The following is an 18,288-nucleotide window of genomic DNA, read 5'->3' on the forward strand; positions in this document are numbered from 1 at the left end:
CTCAGTGCGCGCCGCCGAGGTTGAGCACCACCACCCCGGCGATGACCAGCCCCGCCCCGACCACCTTCGCCACGCTCAGCGGCTCACCGAGGAACGCCGCGCCGATCGCCATGATGGCGGCGGTGCCGAGGCCGGACCAGACCGCGTACGCGACGCCGACCGGGATGTCCTTCACGGCCAGCGAGAGCAGCCCGAACGCGGACAGGTACGCCACGGCGAGGCCGAGCGTGGGCCAGAGCCGGGTGAAGCCGTCGGTGGCCTTGAGCAGGCTGGTGCCGATCACCTCGGCGGTGATCGCGCCGAGCAGGAAAAGGTACGCCATCGCAGGACCGTACCCGGTCCTGCGATGGCGTCCGGTCAGCCCGGTCAGGAGACCGTGCAGGCCTTTCCGTTCAGGGTGACCAGCCCCGGGTCCGGGTTCGGGAAACGGGAGGCGGTGCCGTTGAAGCCGAACGTGGTCGAGGCGCCCGGCGCCAGCTTCGCGTTCCAGGGCAGGTTCTTCGCGGTGACAGTGGCGCCGGTCTGACCGACCTGCGCCGACCACGCCTGGCTCACCTTCTGGTCGCCGAGGAACGCCCAGCGCAGGCTCCAGCCGTTCACCGCCGTCGTGCCGGTGTTGCGCACCGTCACCTGGGTGGTGAAGCCGGACGGCCAGCTCCCGTGCGTGGTGTAGGTGACCGCGCAGGACGGCGCCGGCACCGCGCCGGCGTCACCCTGGTCGGCCAGGAACGACGCGAGCCACGCCAGCGCCGAGTTCCAGTTGATCGCCACCTCGTTCGTCGCGTACGAGTTGATGTCGTCGACGTAGCAGAACATCGGCGCGCACCCGGCGAGCAGGTTCGCCGCGAACGGGTCCTGCAGCGCGGCGTTCGGGCCACCGGCGAGCGAACCGGCCGGCGGAGGCGGCAGGTCCGGGTTCAGCTGGTGGCCGAAGATCCGGCTGTGCTGGTTGCGGGCGTGCTGCTCGCCCCACCCGGTCACGTACGACATGTTCAGCGCGTTGCGGCCGAACAGGTAGTCGGCGGCCTGCACCGCGCCGTCCCGGTACTTCGCGTCGCGGCTCAGGTCGAACGCGGTGGCCAGCACGATCGCGTTGTTCACCAGGTTGCTGTTGCTGCCCCAGACGTACGCGTCGGCGGTGCCGGGGAACGGCAGCCCGTACGCCTGGCCGGCGATGGTGGCCAGGTAGCTGTCGGCGGCGGCGGTGATGGACTCGCGGATGCGGGTCTTCTCCGCGGCGGGCAGCGTGTTCGGCACGGTGGCCAGGTCCAGGCGGCCCAGCGCGGCGACGCTCTGCCAGCCGAACGCGCCGTTCGGGGCGAACACGTCGGCGGTGTGCAGCGGCGAGCCGGTGACGTCGGCCAGGTACGCCTTGTCGCCGGTGGTCAGCCACAGCTCGGCCGCGGCCCAGTAGAACTCGTCGCTGACGTTCGTGTCGTCGTACGCGCCGCCGCCGGTGCTGTCGCTGGCCGGGGCGTAGACCGCCGGGTGCGCCTTGGCCGCCGCGTACGCGGTCTTCGCGGCGGTGCCGCAGCGCGCGGCGAACGCGGCGTCGTACGGGGCGTACAGCCGCTGGCACTGCGCGGCGACGGCGGCCAGGTTCAGCGTGGCGGCGGTGGACGGCGCGTGCAGCTCGCGCGGCTGCGGGTCGTCCTGGGGCTGCAGCGGCAGGCCGGTCCAGTTCCGGTCGTGGATCTTGTGGTGGACCATCCCGGCCAGCGGCTTGCCGGCCGGCACCTGCATGCGCAGCAGGAACTCCAGTTCCCAGCGGGCCTCGTCGAGCACGTCCGGCACGTCGTTGCCGCGCTCGGGCAGCCGCAGCGTGGAGTCATCAAGGGCGGCGCCGCCGTCGGCGGTCTCGGCGGTCTTGGTCCGCTCGAAGGTGCTCAGGAGCTGGTAGGTGGCGATGCCGCCGTTGACGACGTACTTGCCGTGGTCGCCCGCGTCGTACCAGCCGCCGCGCACGTCCAGCGAGTAGTCGCAGACGCCGGCCTGGCACGGCACGTCGGTGTCGCCCTGGTTGGGCGCGACGCCGAGATGGCCGGCCGGGCGGGCGTACTCCTCGCCGATCAGGTCACCGTCGATGGCGATGCCGCTGCGCTGGGCGTAGAAGAACTGGAGCGAGTCGGCGCGCAACCGGTCGTAGAGCGCCCCGGAGATGTCGAACGGGTGACTGGTCTCGCCGTCCACTGTCAGCGTGTAGCCGGTGCCCGGCGTGCGGTACGCGGAGAAGTCGACCGTCTGCACGTTCTGCGCGGAGGCGGCGTCCGTGCCGCGCGGCGTGGTCTGCCCGCTGGCGACCACCGCGCCGCCGGCCGACTTCAGCTGCCACGGCAGCGCGTCGGTGGCCTCGGTGACGACGGTGGCGTGCTTGGGACCGCCGGGCAGGTAGCCGACCTGGTTGACCCGCACCCGGGGCCCGGTGTCCGGCTCGTACGGCGGCGCCGGCTCACCGCCGCGCAGCGACACGTTGTCCAGGCAGAACGTCTGCGCCTGGGCGCTGCCGCCGATCTGGAAGATCAGCTGGGCGGTGGGGTTGTCGGCCGGGGAGGTGAACGTGGTGGTGACGCGCTGCGCGGTGCCGGTGGCTGTGGCGTCGACGCTGGCGTACGAGGTGTAGGGGGCGCTGCCGAGCTGGAGCACCGCCTTGAGGGGCGCGCCGGGGGTCGCGGACACGTCGAAGGACAGCTCGTACTCGGCGCCCTGGGTCAGCGGCACCGCGTCCTGGCCGATGCCGGCGTCCCACGGGTTGGCGGTGCCCGCCGCGACGGAGGTGCAGAGGCGGCCGTCGACGACCGCGAGGTCGCCGGTGCCGTACGAGAACCAGGGGGAGACACCGGCGCTGAAGTCGCCGTTGCGGAGTTGTTCGGGGGCGTCCGGCGGCACCTCGGCGCTCGCCGGGCCGGCGGTGAGGCCGGTGAGCGCCAGCGTGGTGGCCGCGAGTGCGGCGAGCCGACGACGGGATCGGGTCACGGAGGTTCCTTCCGTGCTCGGGGGGTGGTGGGGGAGACCGGGGGCTGGGAGCGCTCCCAATATCAGCCCGATGTTTCCACCGCGTTCCGCCGCTGTCAATCGATCCGGCCCGATGAGCGTCGCGCGCCCGCGCGCGGCGCGATTCCGCGCGCCACGTACGATGTCAGTGATCTCCTAGAGACATCCGAGCCCTCGACCTGGCAGGCTGCGACCCATGACCCTGAAGCTTCGTTCCGTCGGAGCGAGCGACCGTGGGCTGATCCGCAGCGGTAACCAGGACGCGCAGCACGCGGGCGCCTGGCTGGTCGCGGTCGCCGACGGCATGGGCGGCATGGCGGCCGGCGACCTGGCCAGCCGCATCGCCATCGACGCGGTCGCCCCGCTGGACGTCGAGACGCCGGAGGACGCGCTCGTCGCCGCGCTCCAGGGCGGGATCGAGCTGGCCACCGCGCGGATCCGGCAGGCCGTCGAGGAGGACCCGGAACGCCAGGGCATGGGCACCACGCTCACCGCGCTGCTGTTCGCCCGTACCGGCAGTTGCCTCGCGCTGGCGCACGTCGGCGACTCCCGGGCCTACCTCTACCGCGAGGGCGTGCTCAAGCAGGTCACCCGCGACGACACGTTCGTGCAGATGCTCGTCGACCAGGGCGTGATCACCGCGGAGCAGGCCAGCAGCCATCCCCGGCGGGCGGTGGTGACCCAGGCGTTGCAGGGCGACGAGGTCTCCCCGTCGTACGCCACGATGGTGCCCCGGGCCGGTGACCGCTGGCTGCTGTGCAGCGACGGCCTCTCCAACGTGGTCCGCGCCGACACGCTCACCGAGGTGCTCAGCGAGCAGCCGGAACGCGACGCCTGCGCGGCCCGGCTGATCGACCTGGCGCTGCGGGCCGGCGGCCCGGACAACATCACCGTCGTGATCGCCGACGTCGTCGAGGAGTAGTCCTCACCGCCGGCGCGGAGCGGCCCTCCGGGTCGGCTCGGCAGTGGTCGGGTCCTCCGGCCAGGGATGGCGCGGGTAACGTCCGCGCAGCTCCGCCCGCACCTGTGGATATCCGGTGCGCCAGAACGAGGCCAGGTCGGCGGTGACCGCCACCGGCCGCCCGGCGGGGGAGAGCAGGTGCAGCAGCACCGGCACCCGCCCGTCGGCGATGCGCGGCACGTCCCGCCAGCCGAACGTCTCCTGGAGCTTGACCGCCAGCACCGGTGCGGCCGGGTCGGCGTAGTCGACCCGGATCCGCGACCCGCTGGGCACCTCGATCCGCTCCGGGGCCAGATCGTCCAGCCGCGCCGCCTGCCGCCAGTCCAGCAGCCGGCGCAGGGCCGCCGTCACGTCCGCCCGGCCCAGGTCGGCCCGGCGGCGGGCGCGTGCCAGCTCCGGTCCGAGCCATTCGGGCGCGCGGTCGAGCAGGGCCGTGTCGGACACGTCCGGCCAGTCGTCGCCGAGCGCCTGGCGGCAGAAGGCCAGCCGGCGGCGCAGCCCGCTCGCCTCCGGCGTCCAGCGCAGCAGTCCCGTCCCTTCCTGCCGCAGCCCGTCCAGCAGCGCGGCCGCGACCAGCTCCGGCTCCGGCGCGGTGAGCGGCCGGTCGACCAGCTCGACAGCGCCGAGCCGGACCACCTCCCGGGCCACCACGTCCCCGCCGGACCAGGCCACCTCCCGTCCGGCGCGCAGCAGCGCGGCCCCGGCCTCCCGGGCGGTCGCCTCGTCGATCGGCGCGGCCAGCCGCACCCGGGCGGCCGGCGCGCCGGGGGAGCGGTCGGCCACCGCGACGGCCAGCCACGCCGACCCGGCCAGCCCCGACCCCGGCGCCAGCTCCGCGGCGGTCCCGCCGGCCATCAGGTACGCGGACCCGCCCGGCCGCCGCACCCGGGCCAGCCGTTCCGGGTACGCGAGTCCGGCGAGCAGCCCCGCGGCCAGATCGTCGGGCAGGCGCTCCCGCTCGTCTCCCGCCGCCCGCCCGGCGTCGCGCCGCTGCGCCGCCCGGTCGCCGGGCACGCCGGTCTGTCGCCGGTCCGCCGGGCCGACGGGTGAGCCGGGGCGCGGGTCGGCGGCGTCGGCGGGCAGGGCGGCGCGCAGCCGGCGTACCTCGGTGCGCCAGCGCGCGGTGGCGCCCGGGTCGGCGCCGTCGCGCAGCCGCCGCCAGCGGGCGGGCAGGTCGTCCGCCGCCCCGCCCAGCGTGTCCTCGCCGAGGATCGCCACCACCTGGGCGGCCCGTTCGGCGCCCACCCGGGGTGCGCCGTCCAGCAGCGCCCGCGCCAGCCGGGGATGCGTGCCCGCCGCCGCGACCGCCCGCCCCCGCGCGGTGATCCGCCCGTCCTGGTCCACCGCGCCGAGCGTGGTGAGCGTCTCCCGAGCCACCGTCAGCGCGGCCGGCGGTGGCGGGTCGGGCAGCGCCAGCCCGGCGCCGTCCGGTGTGCCCCAGGCGGCCAGTTCCAGCGCGAACCCGGTCAGGTCGGCGGTGGCGATCTCCGGTTCGGGTTGCGGGGCGAGTCGCTCGTGCGTCGCCTCGGACCAGCAGCGGTAGACCGCGCCGGGCGCCTCCCGTCCGGCCCGGCCGGCACGCTGGGTGGCCCCGGCCCGGGACACCGGCACGGTCACCAGCGCGCCCAGTCCTCGGGCCAGGTCGGTGCGCGGCACCCGGCTCAGTCCGGCGTCCACCACCACCCGTACGCCGGGCACGGTCAGGCTGCTCTCGGCCACCGCCGTCGCCAGCACCACGCGCCGCCCGGCGGCAGGGGTGAGCGCCGCGTCCTGGGCGGGCCCCGGCAGCCGTCCGTGCAACGGCAGCACGGTGACGTCGCGCAGACCGGCCAGCCGGCCCGCCACGGCGGCGATCTCACCCGCGCCGGGCAGGAAGACCAGCACGTCGCCGTCGCGTTCCCGCAGCGCCCGGCGGACGGTGGCGGCCACGTGGTCGAGCAGTGCCGGGTCGACCCGCCCGGCGCCGGGCGGCGTCACCGGGCGCGGCGTCGGCGCCCACACCCGCTCGACCGGGTGCAGCGCGGCCTCGGCGCGTACCACAGGGGCGGGGTCGCCGGCGCCGAGCAGCGCCGCGAACCGGTCGGTCCGCGGGGTGGCCGACATCGCCAGCAGCCAGAGGTCCGGGCGCAGCGTCGCGCGGGCCTCGACGCTGAACGCCAGCGCCAGGTCGGCGTCGAGGTGCCGCTCGTGGCACTCGTCGAGCACCACCGCGTCCACGCCCGGCAGCTCCGGGTCGTGGTGCAGGCGGCGGACCAACAGGCCGGTGGTGACCACCTCGACCCGGGTACCCGGCCCGGTCCGGCGTTCGCCGCGCACCGCGTACCCGATCCGGTCGCCGACCCGCTCGCCGAGCAGGGCGGCCATCCGGTGCGCGGCGGCGCGGGCGGCCACCCGCCGGGGCTGGGCGATCACCACCCGGCCGGTGACCGCGTCGGCGACCGCGAGCGGCGCGGTGGTGGTCTTGCCGGTGCCCGGCGGCGCCACCAGGACGGCGGCGCCGCGCTCGCGCAGCGCGCCGACGAGCGCCGGCAGGACCGGGCGGACCGGCAGGTCGAGCGGGATGTCGGCGAGCACCGACCCACTCTCGCACCGCGCCGCCGGACGGGCGGCGTCGCCCCCGGGACGCGGAACGGCCCGGCCGGCGCACCGCCGACCGGGCCGGGTGGGCCGCCGCGCCGGGTCCGCCGACCCGGCCGCCGCCCCCCTTGCTAGTACGTTCCGTCGAGCTGACCGCGCAGCTTGGTCAGGGCCCGGGCCAGCAGCCGCGACACGTGCATCTGCGAGACGCCGATCTGCTCGGCGATCTGCGACTGGGTCAGGTTGCCGTAGAAGCGCAGCGTGAGGATCTTCTGCTCGCGCTGGTCGAGCGTGGCCAGCGCCGGGCCGAGGGCGACCCGCATCTCGGCCAGCTCGAACTCGCCGTCCTCGCCGCCGAGCAGGTCGCCCAGCTCGGTGGCCCGCTCGCCGTCGCCGGTCGGGGTGGACAGCGACACCGCGTTGTAGGCGCGGGCGCCCTCCAGGCCCTCCAGCACCTCTTCCTCGGTGAGCTTGAGGTGGGTGGCGATGTCGGCGACAGTCGGCGAGCGGCCGAGCGTCTGCAGCAGCGTGCTGTTGGCGTCGGAGATCGCCAGGCGCAGTTCCTGGAGCCGGCGCGGCACCCGGATGTCCCAGGTGCGGTCGCGGAAGTGGCGCTTCAGCTCACCGATGATGGTGGGGATGGCGTAGCCGGCGAAGTCGACGCCGCGCGACGGGTCGAACTTGTCGATCGCCTTGATCAGGCCGATCGCGGCGGTCTGCGCCAGGTCGTCGTTGGGCTCGCCCCGGCCGCTGTAGCGGTGGGCCAGGTGGTTCGCCAGCGGCAGCCACGCCTCGATGGCACGGTCGCGCAGCGCGGGCCGCGACGGGTGGTCGGCGGGCAGGGCGGCCATCGCGGCGAGGAGGTCGGCGGCGCTGTCGGTGAGCGAGCGGGGGTCGAGCTTCGCGGAGGCGGCCGGCGTGCTCGCCGGTGCGCTGGTCGTGGGAGCGGTCATGGGTGGTCCTCCCTGCACCTCGTCCACGGAAGAAAAAAGACGTGACGCTTAGGTTTAGGTGTCTGTCGTACGTTCGGAAGCCACCATAGCCTGATCGTCCTGCGGAAATCTAGCCGAAAGTACGATGTACTTAAGGTGTAAGCGGCCAGGAAAGGCATGAGCCGGTTGATTTCGCGCCCGGCGGGGCGGCGGGCGGCGCTGACCGGCCGGACCCGCTCGTACCCCGACCGGTCAACGTGGAATCCGACAGGTGGCCGAAGTGTCGCCTTTCTGTCGTTGTCCCGCCGACGGGACCGCCCGTACCGTCCGTAGCGACACGTCAACGGAGGCACCGTGCTCGATCCCGCCGCGCCGCAACTCGTCATCAATGCCCGGACGCTGCTGTTCAGCTGGCTCCCGGCGGATCCCGGCGCGGTCGACACGCTGCTGCCGGTGGGTCTGCGCCCGCACCCGCAGCGGCAGGTGTTCGTCAACCAGTACGTGGTCGACGACGACACGCAGACCTCCGGCTTCGGGGCGTACTCGCTCACCTACCTGGGTGTCTCATTGACGGACATGAACCCGCCCGACGGCGAGACGCCCGGTGGCTGGTGGACGCACTACCTCTCCTCCAGCGAGCGGGTCCGGCAGTACGCCGCCGCGCGGGGCGCGCCGGCCGTCCCCGGGCAGACCCGCCTCGATCTGCGGGGCGATCAGCTCACCGCCGAGACCCGGGCCGCCGACGGCACTCTGCTGATCCGGGTCACCGCCCGGGTCGGTCACACCGGCACCGAGGCGCACCTGGGTCACCACCGCTACCTCACCGGCCACGACGGCGAACTGGTCGTCACCGACTACCCGTACGTGGCCGAGCCGGTGTCACCGTTCGAGGTCGAGTCGGTGGAGTTCCCGGCCCCGGAGCACCCGGTCCACGCGCTACGCCCGGCCAACCCGCTGCAGGTGTGCTGGGGGTTCTACTCGCCGCGCGTGTCGTTCGCGTACCCGGCCCGCCCGGACGTGCCGGACGAGGTGGCGGATCTTCACCAGGTGCCGGCCCGCCGGGCCCGCAGCGGCCTGCCGTCCGGGTCGTAGACCAGCCGGTACGCGGGCAGCGCCCAGAGTCGCGTACGCCAGGGCAACCGCTCCGGGCGGTGCGGCCGCAACCGGCCCGGCGGACGGGGACCGGTCCGGCCCTCGGCGTGCCAGCGGTCCAGCTCCTCCGCCGCCGCGGTGATCGTCGCCACCGCGTCCGCCGGGTCCAGCAGGTCGTCGTCCTGCGCGCCGCCCGGATCGCGGTCCAGGTGCTCGCGCCACAGACGCAGCCGTAGGTCGCGGGCGAACACCCGGGCGCCGTCGCCCAGCCCGGCCGGGTCGGCCGGCGCCCGCTCGTCGCGGGTGTCGTCGAGCACCGCGCAGGACAGCTCGCTGTCGTGCGTCCAGGACCGGCGGTTGAAGTTGTCGCTGCCCACGCTGGCCCAGACGTCGTCCACCACGCAGACCTTCGCGTGCACGTAGACCGGTGTGCCGTCGTGGTTCTCCACGTCGAACACGTGCACCCGCTCCGGCGCGGCCCGGTGGCACAGCGACAGCGCCTGCTCCCGGCCCACCATGTTCGGTGGCAGCGCGAGCCGGCCGTCCACGTCCGGGTGCCGGGGCACGACCGCCACCAGGTGCAGGTCCGGGTGCTCGTGCAGCGCCTGCGCGAACAGCTCGGCCACCTCGGTCGACCAGAGGTACTGGTCCTCCAGGTAGATCAGCCGCCGGGCCCGGCGTACCGCCTTCGTGTAGCCGCGGGCCACTGTGCGCTCGCCGTCCGGGGCGAAGGAGTAGCGGGGCCGCACCGCGGGGTAGGTGCGCAGCACCTGCACGTGGTGCGGGCCGCAGGGCGGCGGGTCGGCGGGCTGCTCGGGCAGCGGGTCCGGGCGCAGGTCGGAGCCGCGCAGCCGGTCCCGCAGGTACGCCATCGGGTTCTCCGAGTCCAGCGGCATCGGATCGGTCCACCGCTCCCGGAACGTGGTGTCCAGCGCGCCGACCACCGGCCCGCGCACCGCGAGCTGCACGTCGTGCCAGGGCGGCGTGGGGCCGTACCGGGGGGACATGCCGACCGGCTGCGGGTCGCCGGCGTGGCCGGCGTCGTCGCGGCGGCTGTGGCACAGGTCGATGCCCCCGGCGAAGGCGATGTCGCGGCTCGGGTCGCCCGGGTGGCGCAGCACCACGAGCTTCTGGTGGTGCGAGCCGCCGCGCCGGACCCGCTGGTCGAGCAGCACCTCGCCGCCCGCCGCGCGGATCGCCTCGCTGAGGTCGCGGTTCTCCGCCTCGCTGTAGGAGAGCGTGTCGAGGTGGGAACGCCAGATCAGGCCCTTGACGATCACCCCGCGCTGGGCGGCGCGGGCGAACAACTGCGCCACCGTCGGGCCGTCCGGGCGCATCCGCTCGTCCGGGTCACCCCGCCAGTCGGTGAAGAACAGGTGGTCGCCCGCCGAGAGTGATTCCACCTCGCTGACCAGGCGGTCGAAGTACGCGGCACCGTGAATGAGCGGCTCGGCGAGGTTTCCATCGGTCCAGACGGGTAATTCAGAGCCCGGGTTGGCGCGTTCCTGTGCGGTGAGGAACCAGTCCCGCAGAGTCACGTTCCACCCCCCGAGGTCGACGACGTCCTCACACGGTAGGACCCCCGGCAGGGCCCCGCACGTCGAGCAGCAGGTCGGCGTCGGTGCGCGCGTCAGGGGTGCGCCGGACCCCTGGACCGCGAAACCGAGGAGGCACCGACATGCCCGCCGAGACGACGAACACCGTGGCCGACCGCGAGCAGGCGGTGGAGGGGGAGCGGGGTGCGCTGGTGGCGGTCCTGTTGATGGTGATCCTCGGGGTGGCCGGGATCTTCGCCGTCTCCTGAACCGCGCCCGGGCGCCCCGGCGAACCGGGGCGCCCGTAGCAGGTCAGGGCCGGTCGCCCTGGCCGCCGGTGTGCGGCACCCGCCCGGTCGGGATCACCCCGAGCCGGCCGGCCTGGAAGTCCTCGACCGCCTGGATCAGCTCGGCCCGGGTGTTCATCACGAACGGGCCGTAGTGCGCCACCGGCTCGCGGATCGGCTGGCCGCCCATCAGGTACAGCTCCAGCGCCGGGGCGTTGGAGTCCTGCGTCGGGTCGGCGGTGATCCGCAGCGCCTCACCGGGCCCGTGCACGGCGAGCTGGCCGAGGTGGATCGGCCGCCGGTCGGTGCCGACGGTGCCGCGGCCGGCCAGCACGTACACCAGCGCGTTGAAGTCCGACCGCCACGGCAGGCTCAGCTCGGCGCCGGGCTGCAACGTGACGTGCGCGATGGTGATCGGCGTGTGCGTCGAGCCCGGACCCCGGTGCCCGGCGACCTCGCCGGCGATGACCCGGATCAGGCCGCCGCCGTCGGGCGTGGTCAGCAGCGCCGACTCCCGGCCGCGGATGTCCTGGTAGCGGGGCGCGCTCATCTTCGCCACCCGGGGCAGGTTGACCCAGAGCTGCAGGCCGTGGAACAGCCCGCCGCTCATCACCAGGTGCTCCGGCGGCGCCTCGATGTGCAACAGGCCGCTTCCGGCTGTCATCCACTGGGTGTCGCCGTCGGTGATGGTGCCGCCGCCACCTGTCGAGTCCTGGTGGTCCATGATCCCGTCGATCATGTAGGTCACCGTCTCGAAGCCGCGGTGCGGGTGCCAGGAGGTGCCCTTCGGCTCGCCCGGCGCGTAGTCGACCTCGCCCATCTGGTCGAGGTGGATGAACGGGTCCAGCTCGGTCATCGGCACGCCGGCGAAGGCCCGGCGGACCGGGAAGCCCTCACCCTCATAGCCGCTGGGGGCGGTGGTGACCCGGGTGACCGAGCGGTACTCGGTGGCCTCGCCGAGCTTCGGCAGGCGGGGCAGGACGAGGACGTCGTCGACGGTGATCGCGGGCATCGCGGGACTCCTTACTTGTCGGCCGGGGTGGACGACGCGGTGGCGTCGGCGCGCAGGCGCCGGCCGAGCCGCTCGAAGACCCGGGTGAGGCAGGCGACCTCGGCGTCGTCGAGGTCGTCGATCAGGTGGGCGCGCACGGAGCGCAGGTGGTGCGGTGCGGCCTCGCGCAGGGCGAACAGGCCGGCCGCGGTGAGCACCGCCTCGCTGCCGCGCCGGTCCGCCGGACAGGCCTCCTTCGCCACCAGGCCGCGCTTGCGCATCGTGGTGATCTGGTAGGTCAGCCGGCTCGGTGAGAAGACCAGCCGGTCGGCCAGCTCACCCATGCGCAGCCGCTGGCCGGGTGCCTCGGAGAGCAGCACCAGCACGTGGTAGTCGGCGAAGCTCAGGTCGCTGTCGGCACGCAGGTCGTCCTCGAGCCGGGTGAACAGCCGCTGGCTCGACTCGATGTACGCGCGCCAGCAGGCCATCCGCTCCGCGTCCAGGCTCTCCGTCATGGCTCCGAGAGTAGCACTACTTAAAATTTAAACAAGTGCCTCTGCCGCGTGCGGTGATGCGCTTCAAGCTGCTCTTCTTGAAAACTGAATATAGGGTCGGGGGATGGACGATCTCGACCTGCTCGACTGGCGGGAGCGGGTGGCGGCGCTCTACCTGTCCGACCTCGACCTGGCCGGCTTCCGGGCCGCCCGCGACGAGCTGTTCCGCACCCACCCGAGCAGCCCGGTGCCACCCGCCGACCGGCCCGGCTTCACCGGGCTGCGCTGGTACCCGCCCGACCCGTCGGCAGTGGTCGAGGCGCCGCTGCGGCCCGCCTCCGGCGAGCTGCGCATCGACACCGGCGGCCCGGACGGCGTGGTCGCGTACCGACGGGTCGCGGTCGCCGAGACGGCGTGGGGACCGCTCACGCTCTGGTGGATCGAGGCGTACGGGGGCGGGCTGTTCCTGCCGCTGCGCGACGCCACCTGCGGCGACGGCTCGTACGGCGGCGGCCGGTACCTCACCGACACGGTGAAGGGCACGTTCGGCCGGGGCCTGACCGTGCTGCCCGGCGACCGGGTCCGGCTGGACGCCAACTACCTCTACAACCCAAGCTGCGCGTACGACGACAGGTGGGCCTGCCCGCTGGCCCCGCCCGAGAACCGGGTGGACGTGCCGCTGCGGGCCGGCGAGCGGGCGTACCACTGATGTGGCGAGGGAGGACCCCGGCGGGGCCCTCCCTCGATGTCGCGTACCGCCGGTCAGCGGGCGGTGGCACCGGTCGGTGTCAGGTGCATCCGGCTGAGCAGCTGCTGGGCCTGACCGGCCAGCTCCGCGTCCACTGTGACCGCGTACTGGGCGGCCCGCAGGGAACTGGCCGACGTGAAGTCACGCTGCCCACCGCTCATGGCGTGCGCGACCGCGCCGAACACCGCACCCCAGATCGCACCGATGACCAGCCCGACCAGGATCACCGCCAGCCAGTTGCCGGCGGTGAAGATGCCGAACAACAACCCGATGAACAAGCCGAACCAGGCGCCGGTGCCGGCCCCGAGCAGGGCCGCCCGGCCCGTGGTGAGCCGTCCCATCACGGTCTCGACGAGCGTGAGGTCCGTACCGACGATCGAGGTACGTTCCACCGGGAACCGGTTGTCGGCCAGATAGTCCACCACGCGCTGGGCGGACGGATAGTCCGGGTACGAGCCGATCGTGACGGTCGGCGAACCGGCGTGCGGGCCGTCCCCGTCCCCGCTCGGCGGCGTCGGGCGACCGCCCGGGCCGGACGGGAGGTTGTCGCTGCCCGGCATTCCGGGTTGCCAGGCCGCGGTCGGAGTCGAGGGTCTGGTCATGAGCATCCTCCTTCGTCAACTCGCCGCGTTCCCGCCGCCGGGCAGCGGTAACGCGCCGACCGGGACCGATGTGGCCAGGCATGGCGGCACCCGGGCCGGGTAGCCACAGTCGTGCCGATCCGACGGATCAGCGAGCACGGGTTCCTCGCCGACGGGCGCAGCGCGGCCCTGGTCGACCGGGACGGCGCGGTCAACTGGTGGTGCCCGCCCCGGTTCGACGCGCCGTCGGTGTTCGGGCGCCTGCTCGACGAGGACGCCGGGCACTGGAGCATCCGCCCCGAGGGCGCGGCCACCAGCAGCAGGTCCTACCTGGACGACGCGCTGGTGCTGCGAACCGTCTTCACCACGGCGACCGGCACGGTCGCCGTCACCGACGCGCTGGCGCTGGAGCCCGGCGCGCGCGGTCACGACATCGGGATGCGCTCGCCGCGGGTGCTGGCCCGGCTCGTCGAGGGGCTCACCGGCGAGGTGCCGATGCGCGTCGAGTACGCGCCGCGATTCGAGTACGGCCGGGTCGGCGCGTACCTCACCGAGCGCGACGGGGTGGTGGCCGCCACCGCCGGCGCCTGCCGCCTGGAGTTGCGCGCCGACGTCCCGCTGACCGTCGCCGAGGGGGCCGCCGCCGGACGGTTCACCGCCCGCGCCGGCAGCGTCCACCGCTTCACCCTCGGGTACGCCCCGACGTACGCCGGCGCCGAACCGGCGCTGCCCGACGCCGCCGAGGTGGTGGCCGAGACGGTCGCCGGGTGGCGGTCGTGGTCGGCGCTGCACGACTACCAGGGCGAGTACCGCGACGAGGTGCGGCGCAGCGCGCTCGCGGTGCAGGGCATGACGTACGCGCCCAGCGGCGCCGTCGTCGCGGCGGCCACCACGTCGGTGCCGGAGCGGCTCGGCGGCGACCGCAACTACGACTACCGCTACGTGTGGCTGCGCGATTTCAGCCTCACCCTTCAGGCGCTGTGGCGGGCGGCGTGCCCGGACGAGGCGGACCGGCAGTTCACGTGGGTGGCGCGGGCGATGGGCCGGATCGGCGACGAGCCGGTGCCGATCATGTACGGCGTCGAGGGGGAGCGGGACCTGACCGAGCACGGCCTCGACCACCTGGCCGGGTACGAGCACAGCCGGCCGGTGCTCGTCGGCAACGACGCGTGGCGGCAGCGGCAGAACGACGTGCTGGGCGAGGTGCTCGACGCCGCCTGGCTGATGCGGTACTACCTCGACCCGATGTCACCCGAGGTCCGCGACCTGCTGCGGACGCTCGCCGACCAGGCCGAGCGCGGCTGGCACCGGCCCGATGCGGGGATGTGGGAGGGGCGTGGCCCGGAGCGGCACTACGTGTCGTCGAAGGTGGAGTGCTGGACCGCGCTGGACCGGGCGGTGCGGTTCGGTTCCCGCATCGGCGAGCCCGCCGACGTGGCCCGCTGGGCCGCCGCCCGCGACGAGGTACGGGCGGCGGTGCTCACGCACGGCTGGAACGAGCGGGTCGGGGCGTACACGGGGGCGTTCGGCTCCGACGACCTGGACGCCTCGGTGCTGGTCATGCCGCTCGTCGGCTTCCTGCCGGCGGACGACGACCGGATGCGGGCCACGATGGACGTGCTGGAGCGGCGGCTGTCCCGCGACGGGCTGCTGCGCCGCTGGGACGGCGACCCGGCCGGGTTCGTGATCTGCTCGTTCTGGCTGGCCGCCTGCCTGGCCGAGGCGGGGGAACTGGACCGGGCGCGGCGGCTGTTCGAACGCCTCGCCGCCCGGACGAACGACCTCGGCCTGTACGCCGAGCAGATCGACCCGGACACCGGCGAGCAGGTCGGCAACTTCCCGCAGGCGTACTCACACATCGGCCTGATCGTCGCCGCCGGCCGCATCACCGACGCCGCCGCCCGCGCCCCCGCCTCTTCCCGTCGATCATGAGGTTGACGGCGAAGTCGATCTCCCTGAGTGCCGCCAACTTCATGATCGCCGCGTGAAACGAGCGCGGTGGGGGAGGATGAGGGGGTGGATCTGGTCGTGATGGCTGACACGCACGTGCCCCGGCGGGCTCGGGACCTTCCGGCGCAGGTCTGGGCGGCGGTGGAGGCCGCGGACGTGGTGGTGCACGCCGGGGACTGGGTGGACGTGGCGCTGCTGGACGCGCTGGAGGAGCGGTCGCGCCGGCTGGTCGGCGTGTACGGCAACAACGACGGGCCGGAGCTGCGCGCCCGGCTGCCCGAGGTGGCCCGGGTCGAGCTGGACGGCCTGCGGGTCGCCGTGGTGCACGAGACCGGCCCGAAGACCCGCCGCGAGGAGCGCTGCGCCGCCGCGTACGGCGACTGCGACCTGCTCGTCTTCGGTCACTCGCACATCCCGTGGGACAGCGTCGCCCCGGGCGGCCTGCGCCTGCTCAACCCCGGCTCACCGACCGACCGGCGGGCGCAGCCGTACGCCACCTACCTGACTGCCCGGGTGGCGGCGGGGCGGCTCGACCGGGTCGAGCTGCACCGCCTGCCCCCGCGCTGACCTCAGCGGCCCCGGCCGGTCTCCGCCTGGAGCTCGTCGATCCGCCGGGACGCCTCGGCCTTGGTCAGGCCCTCCGGCACCGGCTCGCCCGCCTCCTGGGCCAGGGTGTGCAGGTACGACTCCTGGGCGGCGGTGGGCGGCTCGTCGCCGGTGACCCAGTCGTCCGGGTCCTTGACGGCGGCGTCGGGGTTCACGTTCCTGCTGCTGGTGTTGTTGCGGTCGGCCATGCTGATCACCTCTCCTCGAACACGTGTACCACTACCCCCGGTCCGGCGGGTTCATGCCGCCTGCCGCCTACGATCACCTGGTGGCGGCGGAGCGGGCGGGCGTGGTGGTGGTCGGCGCGGGCATCGCCGGGGTGGCGTGCGCGACCGAGCTGGCGCGGGCCGGTGTCCTGGTGCGGATGCGCGAACGGGCCCGGGTCACCGGCGGGCGGATGGCCAGCAAACGCTTCGACGGCCGCCCGGCCGACCTGGGCGCCGCGTACTTCACCGTGGACGACTGGGACTTCGCCGCCGTGGTGGACCGGTGGCGGGCCGCCGGGTTGGCGCGGGAGTGGACCGACACGCTCGTCGCGTACGGGCCGGGCGGGCGCGAGCAGGTCACCGGCCCGATGCGCTGGGCCGCCCCGCGCGGGCTGCGCTCGCTCGTCGAGCACCTGGCCGGCGACCTGCCGGTGACGCACGACCGGCCGGTGACGACAGTCGAGCCCGGCCCCCGGGTGGACGGCAGCGAGGCCGAGGCGGTCGTGCTCGCCATGCCGGGTCCGCAGGCCGCTCTGCTGCTGGACCCGGCGCTGGCCGAGGCCACCCGGGCGGTGGCTGCGCAGCGGTGGTCGCCGGCGCTCAGCGGGGTGCTGCACTTCCCGGCCCGCCGCTGGCCGGACTTCCGGGGCGCGTTCGTCAACGACCACCCCGTGCTCAGCCTGGTCTGCGACGACGGCGACCGGCGCGGCGACGGCGCACCGGTGCTCGTCGCGCACACCACAGCCGAGTTCGCCGCGGGGCACCTGCCCCAGCCCGCCGCCGCCCGCCCGGCGATCGAGCAGGCGGTCCGCGACCTGCTCGCACTGCCCGAGCCGGCCGTGTCGGCCCACGTGCACCGCTGGAAGTACGCGACCCCTGCGGCGCACGCCGGTAGCGCCACGTTCCACCTGGACGGCGACGGGATCGGCCTGGCCGGTGACGCGTTCGGCCGCCCGCGCGTGCAGACCGCCTGGCGCTCCGGCCGGGACCTGGGCCGCGCGCTCGCCGCCCGGCTGCGCTGATCGCCCCGCTACCGGGACGCTCAGCCGGTGGCACCCACGGGTTGCGCCGCCGATCCGGCCCGCGTGTCCCCGCCGGTGCGTTCGCCCTCCCGGTCCAGCAACTGCATGACCGGTGTCGCGGCGATGCCGTGCACCACCACCGACACCACCACCACGAGGCCGACGGTGGCCCAGACCAGATCCGCCTGCGGGAAGTCGGTCTTGCTGGTGGCGTACGCCAGGTAGTAGAACGAGCCGACGCCGCGGATGCCGAACAGCGAGATCACCCAGTGCTCGGCCGGTGTGCCCGGTGCACCGCGCAGCGACAGCCACCCGGCCAGCGGCCGGATCACCAGCACCAGGGCCAGCCCGGCCAGCGCCGCCGGCCAGGTCAGCGGCGCGAGCAGCCCGCCGATCACGGCCCCGCCGAACAGCAGCAGCAACAGCACCGTGAGCAGCCGCTCCACCTGCTCGGCGAAGTCGTGCAGCACGGAGTGGAACTCGTGCGTACGCTCGGCGGCCCGGATCGCGCGGGCGGCGACGAACACGGCCAGGAAGCCGTACCCGCCGATCACCTCGACCAGCCCGTACGCGAGGAACGTCGCGGCCAGCGCGAGGAAGCCCTCGGAGTGCTTGGCCAGCCGCAGCTTGCTCGGGGCGCGGAAGAACAGCTTGCCGAGCAGCCAGCCGACGAGCAGGCCGCCGCCCACCCCGGCGGCGAGCTTGTAGAGCACGTCCACGGCGAACCACTCGGCCAGCCAGCCGGACGGCGCGAGCCCGGTGGTGGCGATCGCGATGGCCGCGTACACGAACGGGAAAGCGAGCCCGTCGTTCAGGCCCGCCTCCGAGGTGAGCGCGAAGCGCACCTCGTCCTCCGAGTCCTCCACGTCGGTCGGTTCGCCCACCTGCACGTCGGAGGCGAGCACCGGGTCGGTGGGGGCGAGCGCCGCGCCGAGCAGCAGCGCAGCGGCCGGCACCAGGCCCGCCCACCACCAGCCGAGCAGCGCCACCGCGGCGATGCACAGTGGCATGGCGATCGCCAGCAGCCGCCAGGTGGACGACCAGCGGGCCCAGCTCAACGGGCGGTCGATCTTCAGGCCGGCACCCATCAACGCGACGATCACCCCGACCTCGGTGAGGTGCGTGGTCAGCTCCGGCCAGCGCAGCGGGTCCGGTGTGGGCAGACCGGTGGGCAGCACGAACACGAGCATGCCGAGCCCGAGGAACGCGATCGGCATCGACAGCGGCCGTCTCTCCAGGACCCGGGGCAGCACCCCGGCCAGCAGCGCACCGACGCCCAGCAGAGCGAACGCGACATCGACCGGTTCCACGACAC

Annotated in this window: 17 protein-coding genes; 7 read left to right on the forward strand and 10 right to left on the reverse strand. The window is 74.4% G+C overall.

Annotated features, from left to right (window positions below):
• Nucleotide 1 precedes the first annotated feature (1 nt).
• Together Q3W68_RS15050 and Q3W68_RS15055 are read right to left on the reverse strand one after the other, a co-directional pair.
• The gene (locus tag Q3W68_RS15050; protein ID WP_069089914.1) at nucleotides 2-322 is read right to left on the reverse strand and encodes a multidrug efflux SMR transporter; all 321 of its coding nucleotides are present in this window, start codon (nucleotides 320-322) and stop codon (nucleotides 2-4) included.
• Nucleotides 323-366: 44 nt separating this feature from the next.
• Entirely contained in the window at nucleotides 367-2,973 is a 2,607-nt protein-coding gene (locus Q3W68_RS15055) for a glycoside hydrolase family 9 protein (RefSeq protein WP_302906018.1), read from the reverse strand.
• A 214-nt stretch (nucleotides 2,974-3,187) separates the two neighbouring features.
• Here Q3W68_RS15055 and Q3W68_RS15060 point away from each other — a divergent pair, with 214 nt between their 5' ends.
• The gene (locus tag Q3W68_RS15060; RefSeq protein ID WP_194800983.1) at nucleotides 3,188-3,913 is read left to right on the forward strand and encodes a PP2C family serine/threonine-protein phosphatase; all 726 of its coding nucleotides are present in this window, start codon (nucleotides 3,188-3,190) and stop codon (nucleotides 3,911-3,913) included.
• Nucleotides 3,914-3,916: 3 nt separating this feature from the next.
• Here Q3W68_RS15060 and hrpB read toward each other — a convergent pair whose 3' ends face one another.
• Together hrpB and Q3W68_RS15070 are read right to left on the reverse strand one after the other, a co-directional pair.
• A complete protein-coding gene (gene hrpB / locus Q3W68_RS15065) occupies nucleotides 3,917-6,526 on the reverse strand; it encodes an ATP-dependent helicase HrpB (protein WP_302906019.1) in 2,610 nt (869 codons plus the stop codon).
• A gap of 134 nt (nucleotides 6,527-6,660) precedes the next feature.
• Nucleotides 6,661-7,482: a SigB/SigF/SigG family RNA polymerase sigma factor gene (locus Q3W68_RS15070; RefSeq protein ID WP_302906020.1), complete on the reverse strand. Its 822-nt coding sequence runs from the start codon at nucleotides 7,480-7,482 to the stop codon at nucleotides 6,661-6,663.
• A gap of 333 nt (nucleotides 7,483-7,815) precedes the next feature.
• Between Q3W68_RS15070 and Q3W68_RS15075 the strand changes: the two genes are divergently transcribed.
• A complete protein-coding gene (locus Q3W68_RS15075; RefSeq protein WP_302906021.1) occupies nucleotides 7,816-8,553 on the forward strand; it encodes a hypothetical protein in 738 nt (245 codons plus the stop codon).
• Here Q3W68_RS15075 and Q3W68_RS15080 read toward each other — a convergent pair.
• The gene (locus tag Q3W68_RS15080; RefSeq protein WP_302906022.1) at nucleotides 8,502-10,091 is read right to left on the reverse strand and encodes a phospholipase D-like domain-containing protein; all 1,590 of its coding nucleotides are present in this window, start codon (nucleotides 10,089-10,091) and stop codon (nucleotides 8,502-8,504) included. The two genes, Q3W68_RS15075 and Q3W68_RS15080, sit on opposite strands and share 52 nt — an antisense overlap.
• Before the next feature lie 140 nt (nucleotides 10,092-10,231).
• Between Q3W68_RS15080 and Q3W68_RS15085 the strand changes: the two genes are divergently transcribed.
• A complete protein-coding gene (locus Q3W68_RS15085) occupies nucleotides 10,232-10,357 on the forward strand; it encodes a hypothetical protein (RefSeq protein ID WP_302906023.1) in 126 nt (41 codons plus the stop codon).
• 43 nt (nucleotides 10,358-10,400) lie between these two features.
• Here Q3W68_RS15085 and Q3W68_RS15090 read toward each other — a convergent pair whose 3' ends face one another.
• Together Q3W68_RS15090 and Q3W68_RS15095 are read right to left on the reverse strand one after the other, a co-directional pair.
• Complete coding sequence (locus Q3W68_RS15090) at nucleotides 10,401-11,387, reverse strand: pirin family protein (RefSeq protein ID WP_302906024.1); 987 nt, start codon at nucleotides 11,385-11,387, stop codon at nucleotides 10,401-10,403.
• Between the two features lie 11 nt (nucleotides 11,388-11,398).
• The gene (locus tag Q3W68_RS15095; RefSeq protein ID WP_302906025.1) at nucleotides 11,399-11,881 is read right to left on the reverse strand and encodes a MarR family winged helix-turn-helix transcriptional regulator; all 483 of its coding nucleotides are present in this window, start codon (nucleotides 11,879-11,881) and stop codon (nucleotides 11,399-11,401) included.
• Between the two features lie 103 nt (nucleotides 11,882-11,984).
• Between Q3W68_RS15095 and Q3W68_RS15100 the strand changes: the two genes are divergently transcribed.
• Nucleotides 11,985-12,569: a DUF1684 domain-containing protein gene (locus Q3W68_RS15100; RefSeq protein WP_302906026.1), complete on the forward strand. Its 585-nt coding sequence runs from the start codon at nucleotides 11,985-11,987 to the stop codon at nucleotides 12,567-12,569.
• Nucleotides 12,570-12,622: 53 nt separating this feature from the next.
• Here Q3W68_RS15100 and Q3W68_RS15105 read toward each other — a convergent pair whose 3' ends face one another.
• Nucleotides 12,623-13,210, reverse strand: a complete 588-nt coding sequence (locus tag Q3W68_RS15105; RefSeq protein ID WP_302906027.1) for a general stress protein — start codon at nucleotides 13,208-13,210, stop codon at nucleotides 12,623-12,625.
• A 111-nt stretch (nucleotides 13,211-13,321) separates the two neighbouring features.
• Here Q3W68_RS15105 and Q3W68_RS15110 point away from each other — a divergent pair, with 111 nt between their 5' ends.
• Entirely contained in the window at nucleotides 13,322-15,121 is a 1,800-nt protein-coding gene (locus Q3W68_RS15110) for a glycoside hydrolase family 15 protein (protein WP_302906028.1), read from the forward strand.
• A gap of 84 nt (nucleotides 15,122-15,205) precedes the next feature.
• On the forward strand, nucleotides 15,206-15,706 hold the full coding sequence (locus tag Q3W68_RS15115; RefSeq protein WP_302906029.1) for a metallophosphoesterase: 501 nt from the start codon (nucleotides 15,206-15,208) through the stop codon (nucleotides 15,704-15,706).
• A 2-nt stretch (nucleotides 15,707-15,708) separates the two neighbouring features.
• Here Q3W68_RS15115 and Q3W68_RS15120 read toward each other — a convergent pair whose 3' ends face one another.
• The gene (locus tag Q3W68_RS15120; protein ID WP_302906030.1) at nucleotides 15,709-15,933 is read right to left on the reverse strand and encodes a DUF3072 domain-containing protein; all 225 of its coding nucleotides are present in this window, start codon (nucleotides 15,931-15,933) and stop codon (nucleotides 15,709-15,711) included.
• Between the two features lie 101 nt (nucleotides 15,934-16,034).
• Here Q3W68_RS15120 and Q3W68_RS15125 point away from each other — a divergent pair, with 101 nt between their 5' ends.
• Nucleotides 16,035-16,973, forward strand: a complete 939-nt coding sequence (locus tag Q3W68_RS15125) for an NAD(P)/FAD-dependent oxidoreductase (protein WP_302906197.1) — start codon at nucleotides 16,035-16,037, stop codon at nucleotides 16,971-16,973.
• 20 nt (nucleotides 16,974-16,993) lie between these two features.
• Here Q3W68_RS15125 and Q3W68_RS15130 read toward each other — a convergent pair whose 3' ends face one another.
• Entirely contained in the window at nucleotides 16,994-18,283 is a 1,290-nt protein-coding gene (locus tag Q3W68_RS15130) for a sodium:proton antiporter (protein WP_302906031.1), read from the reverse strand.
• Between the last annotated feature and the right edge of the window lie 5 nt (nucleotides 18,284-18,288).

This window comes from Micromonospora sp. C28ISP2-4 (assembly GCF_030519385.1).
Lineage (GTDB): Bacteria > Actinomycetota > Actinomycetes > Mycobacteriales > Micromonosporaceae > Micromonospora > Micromonospora tulbaghiae.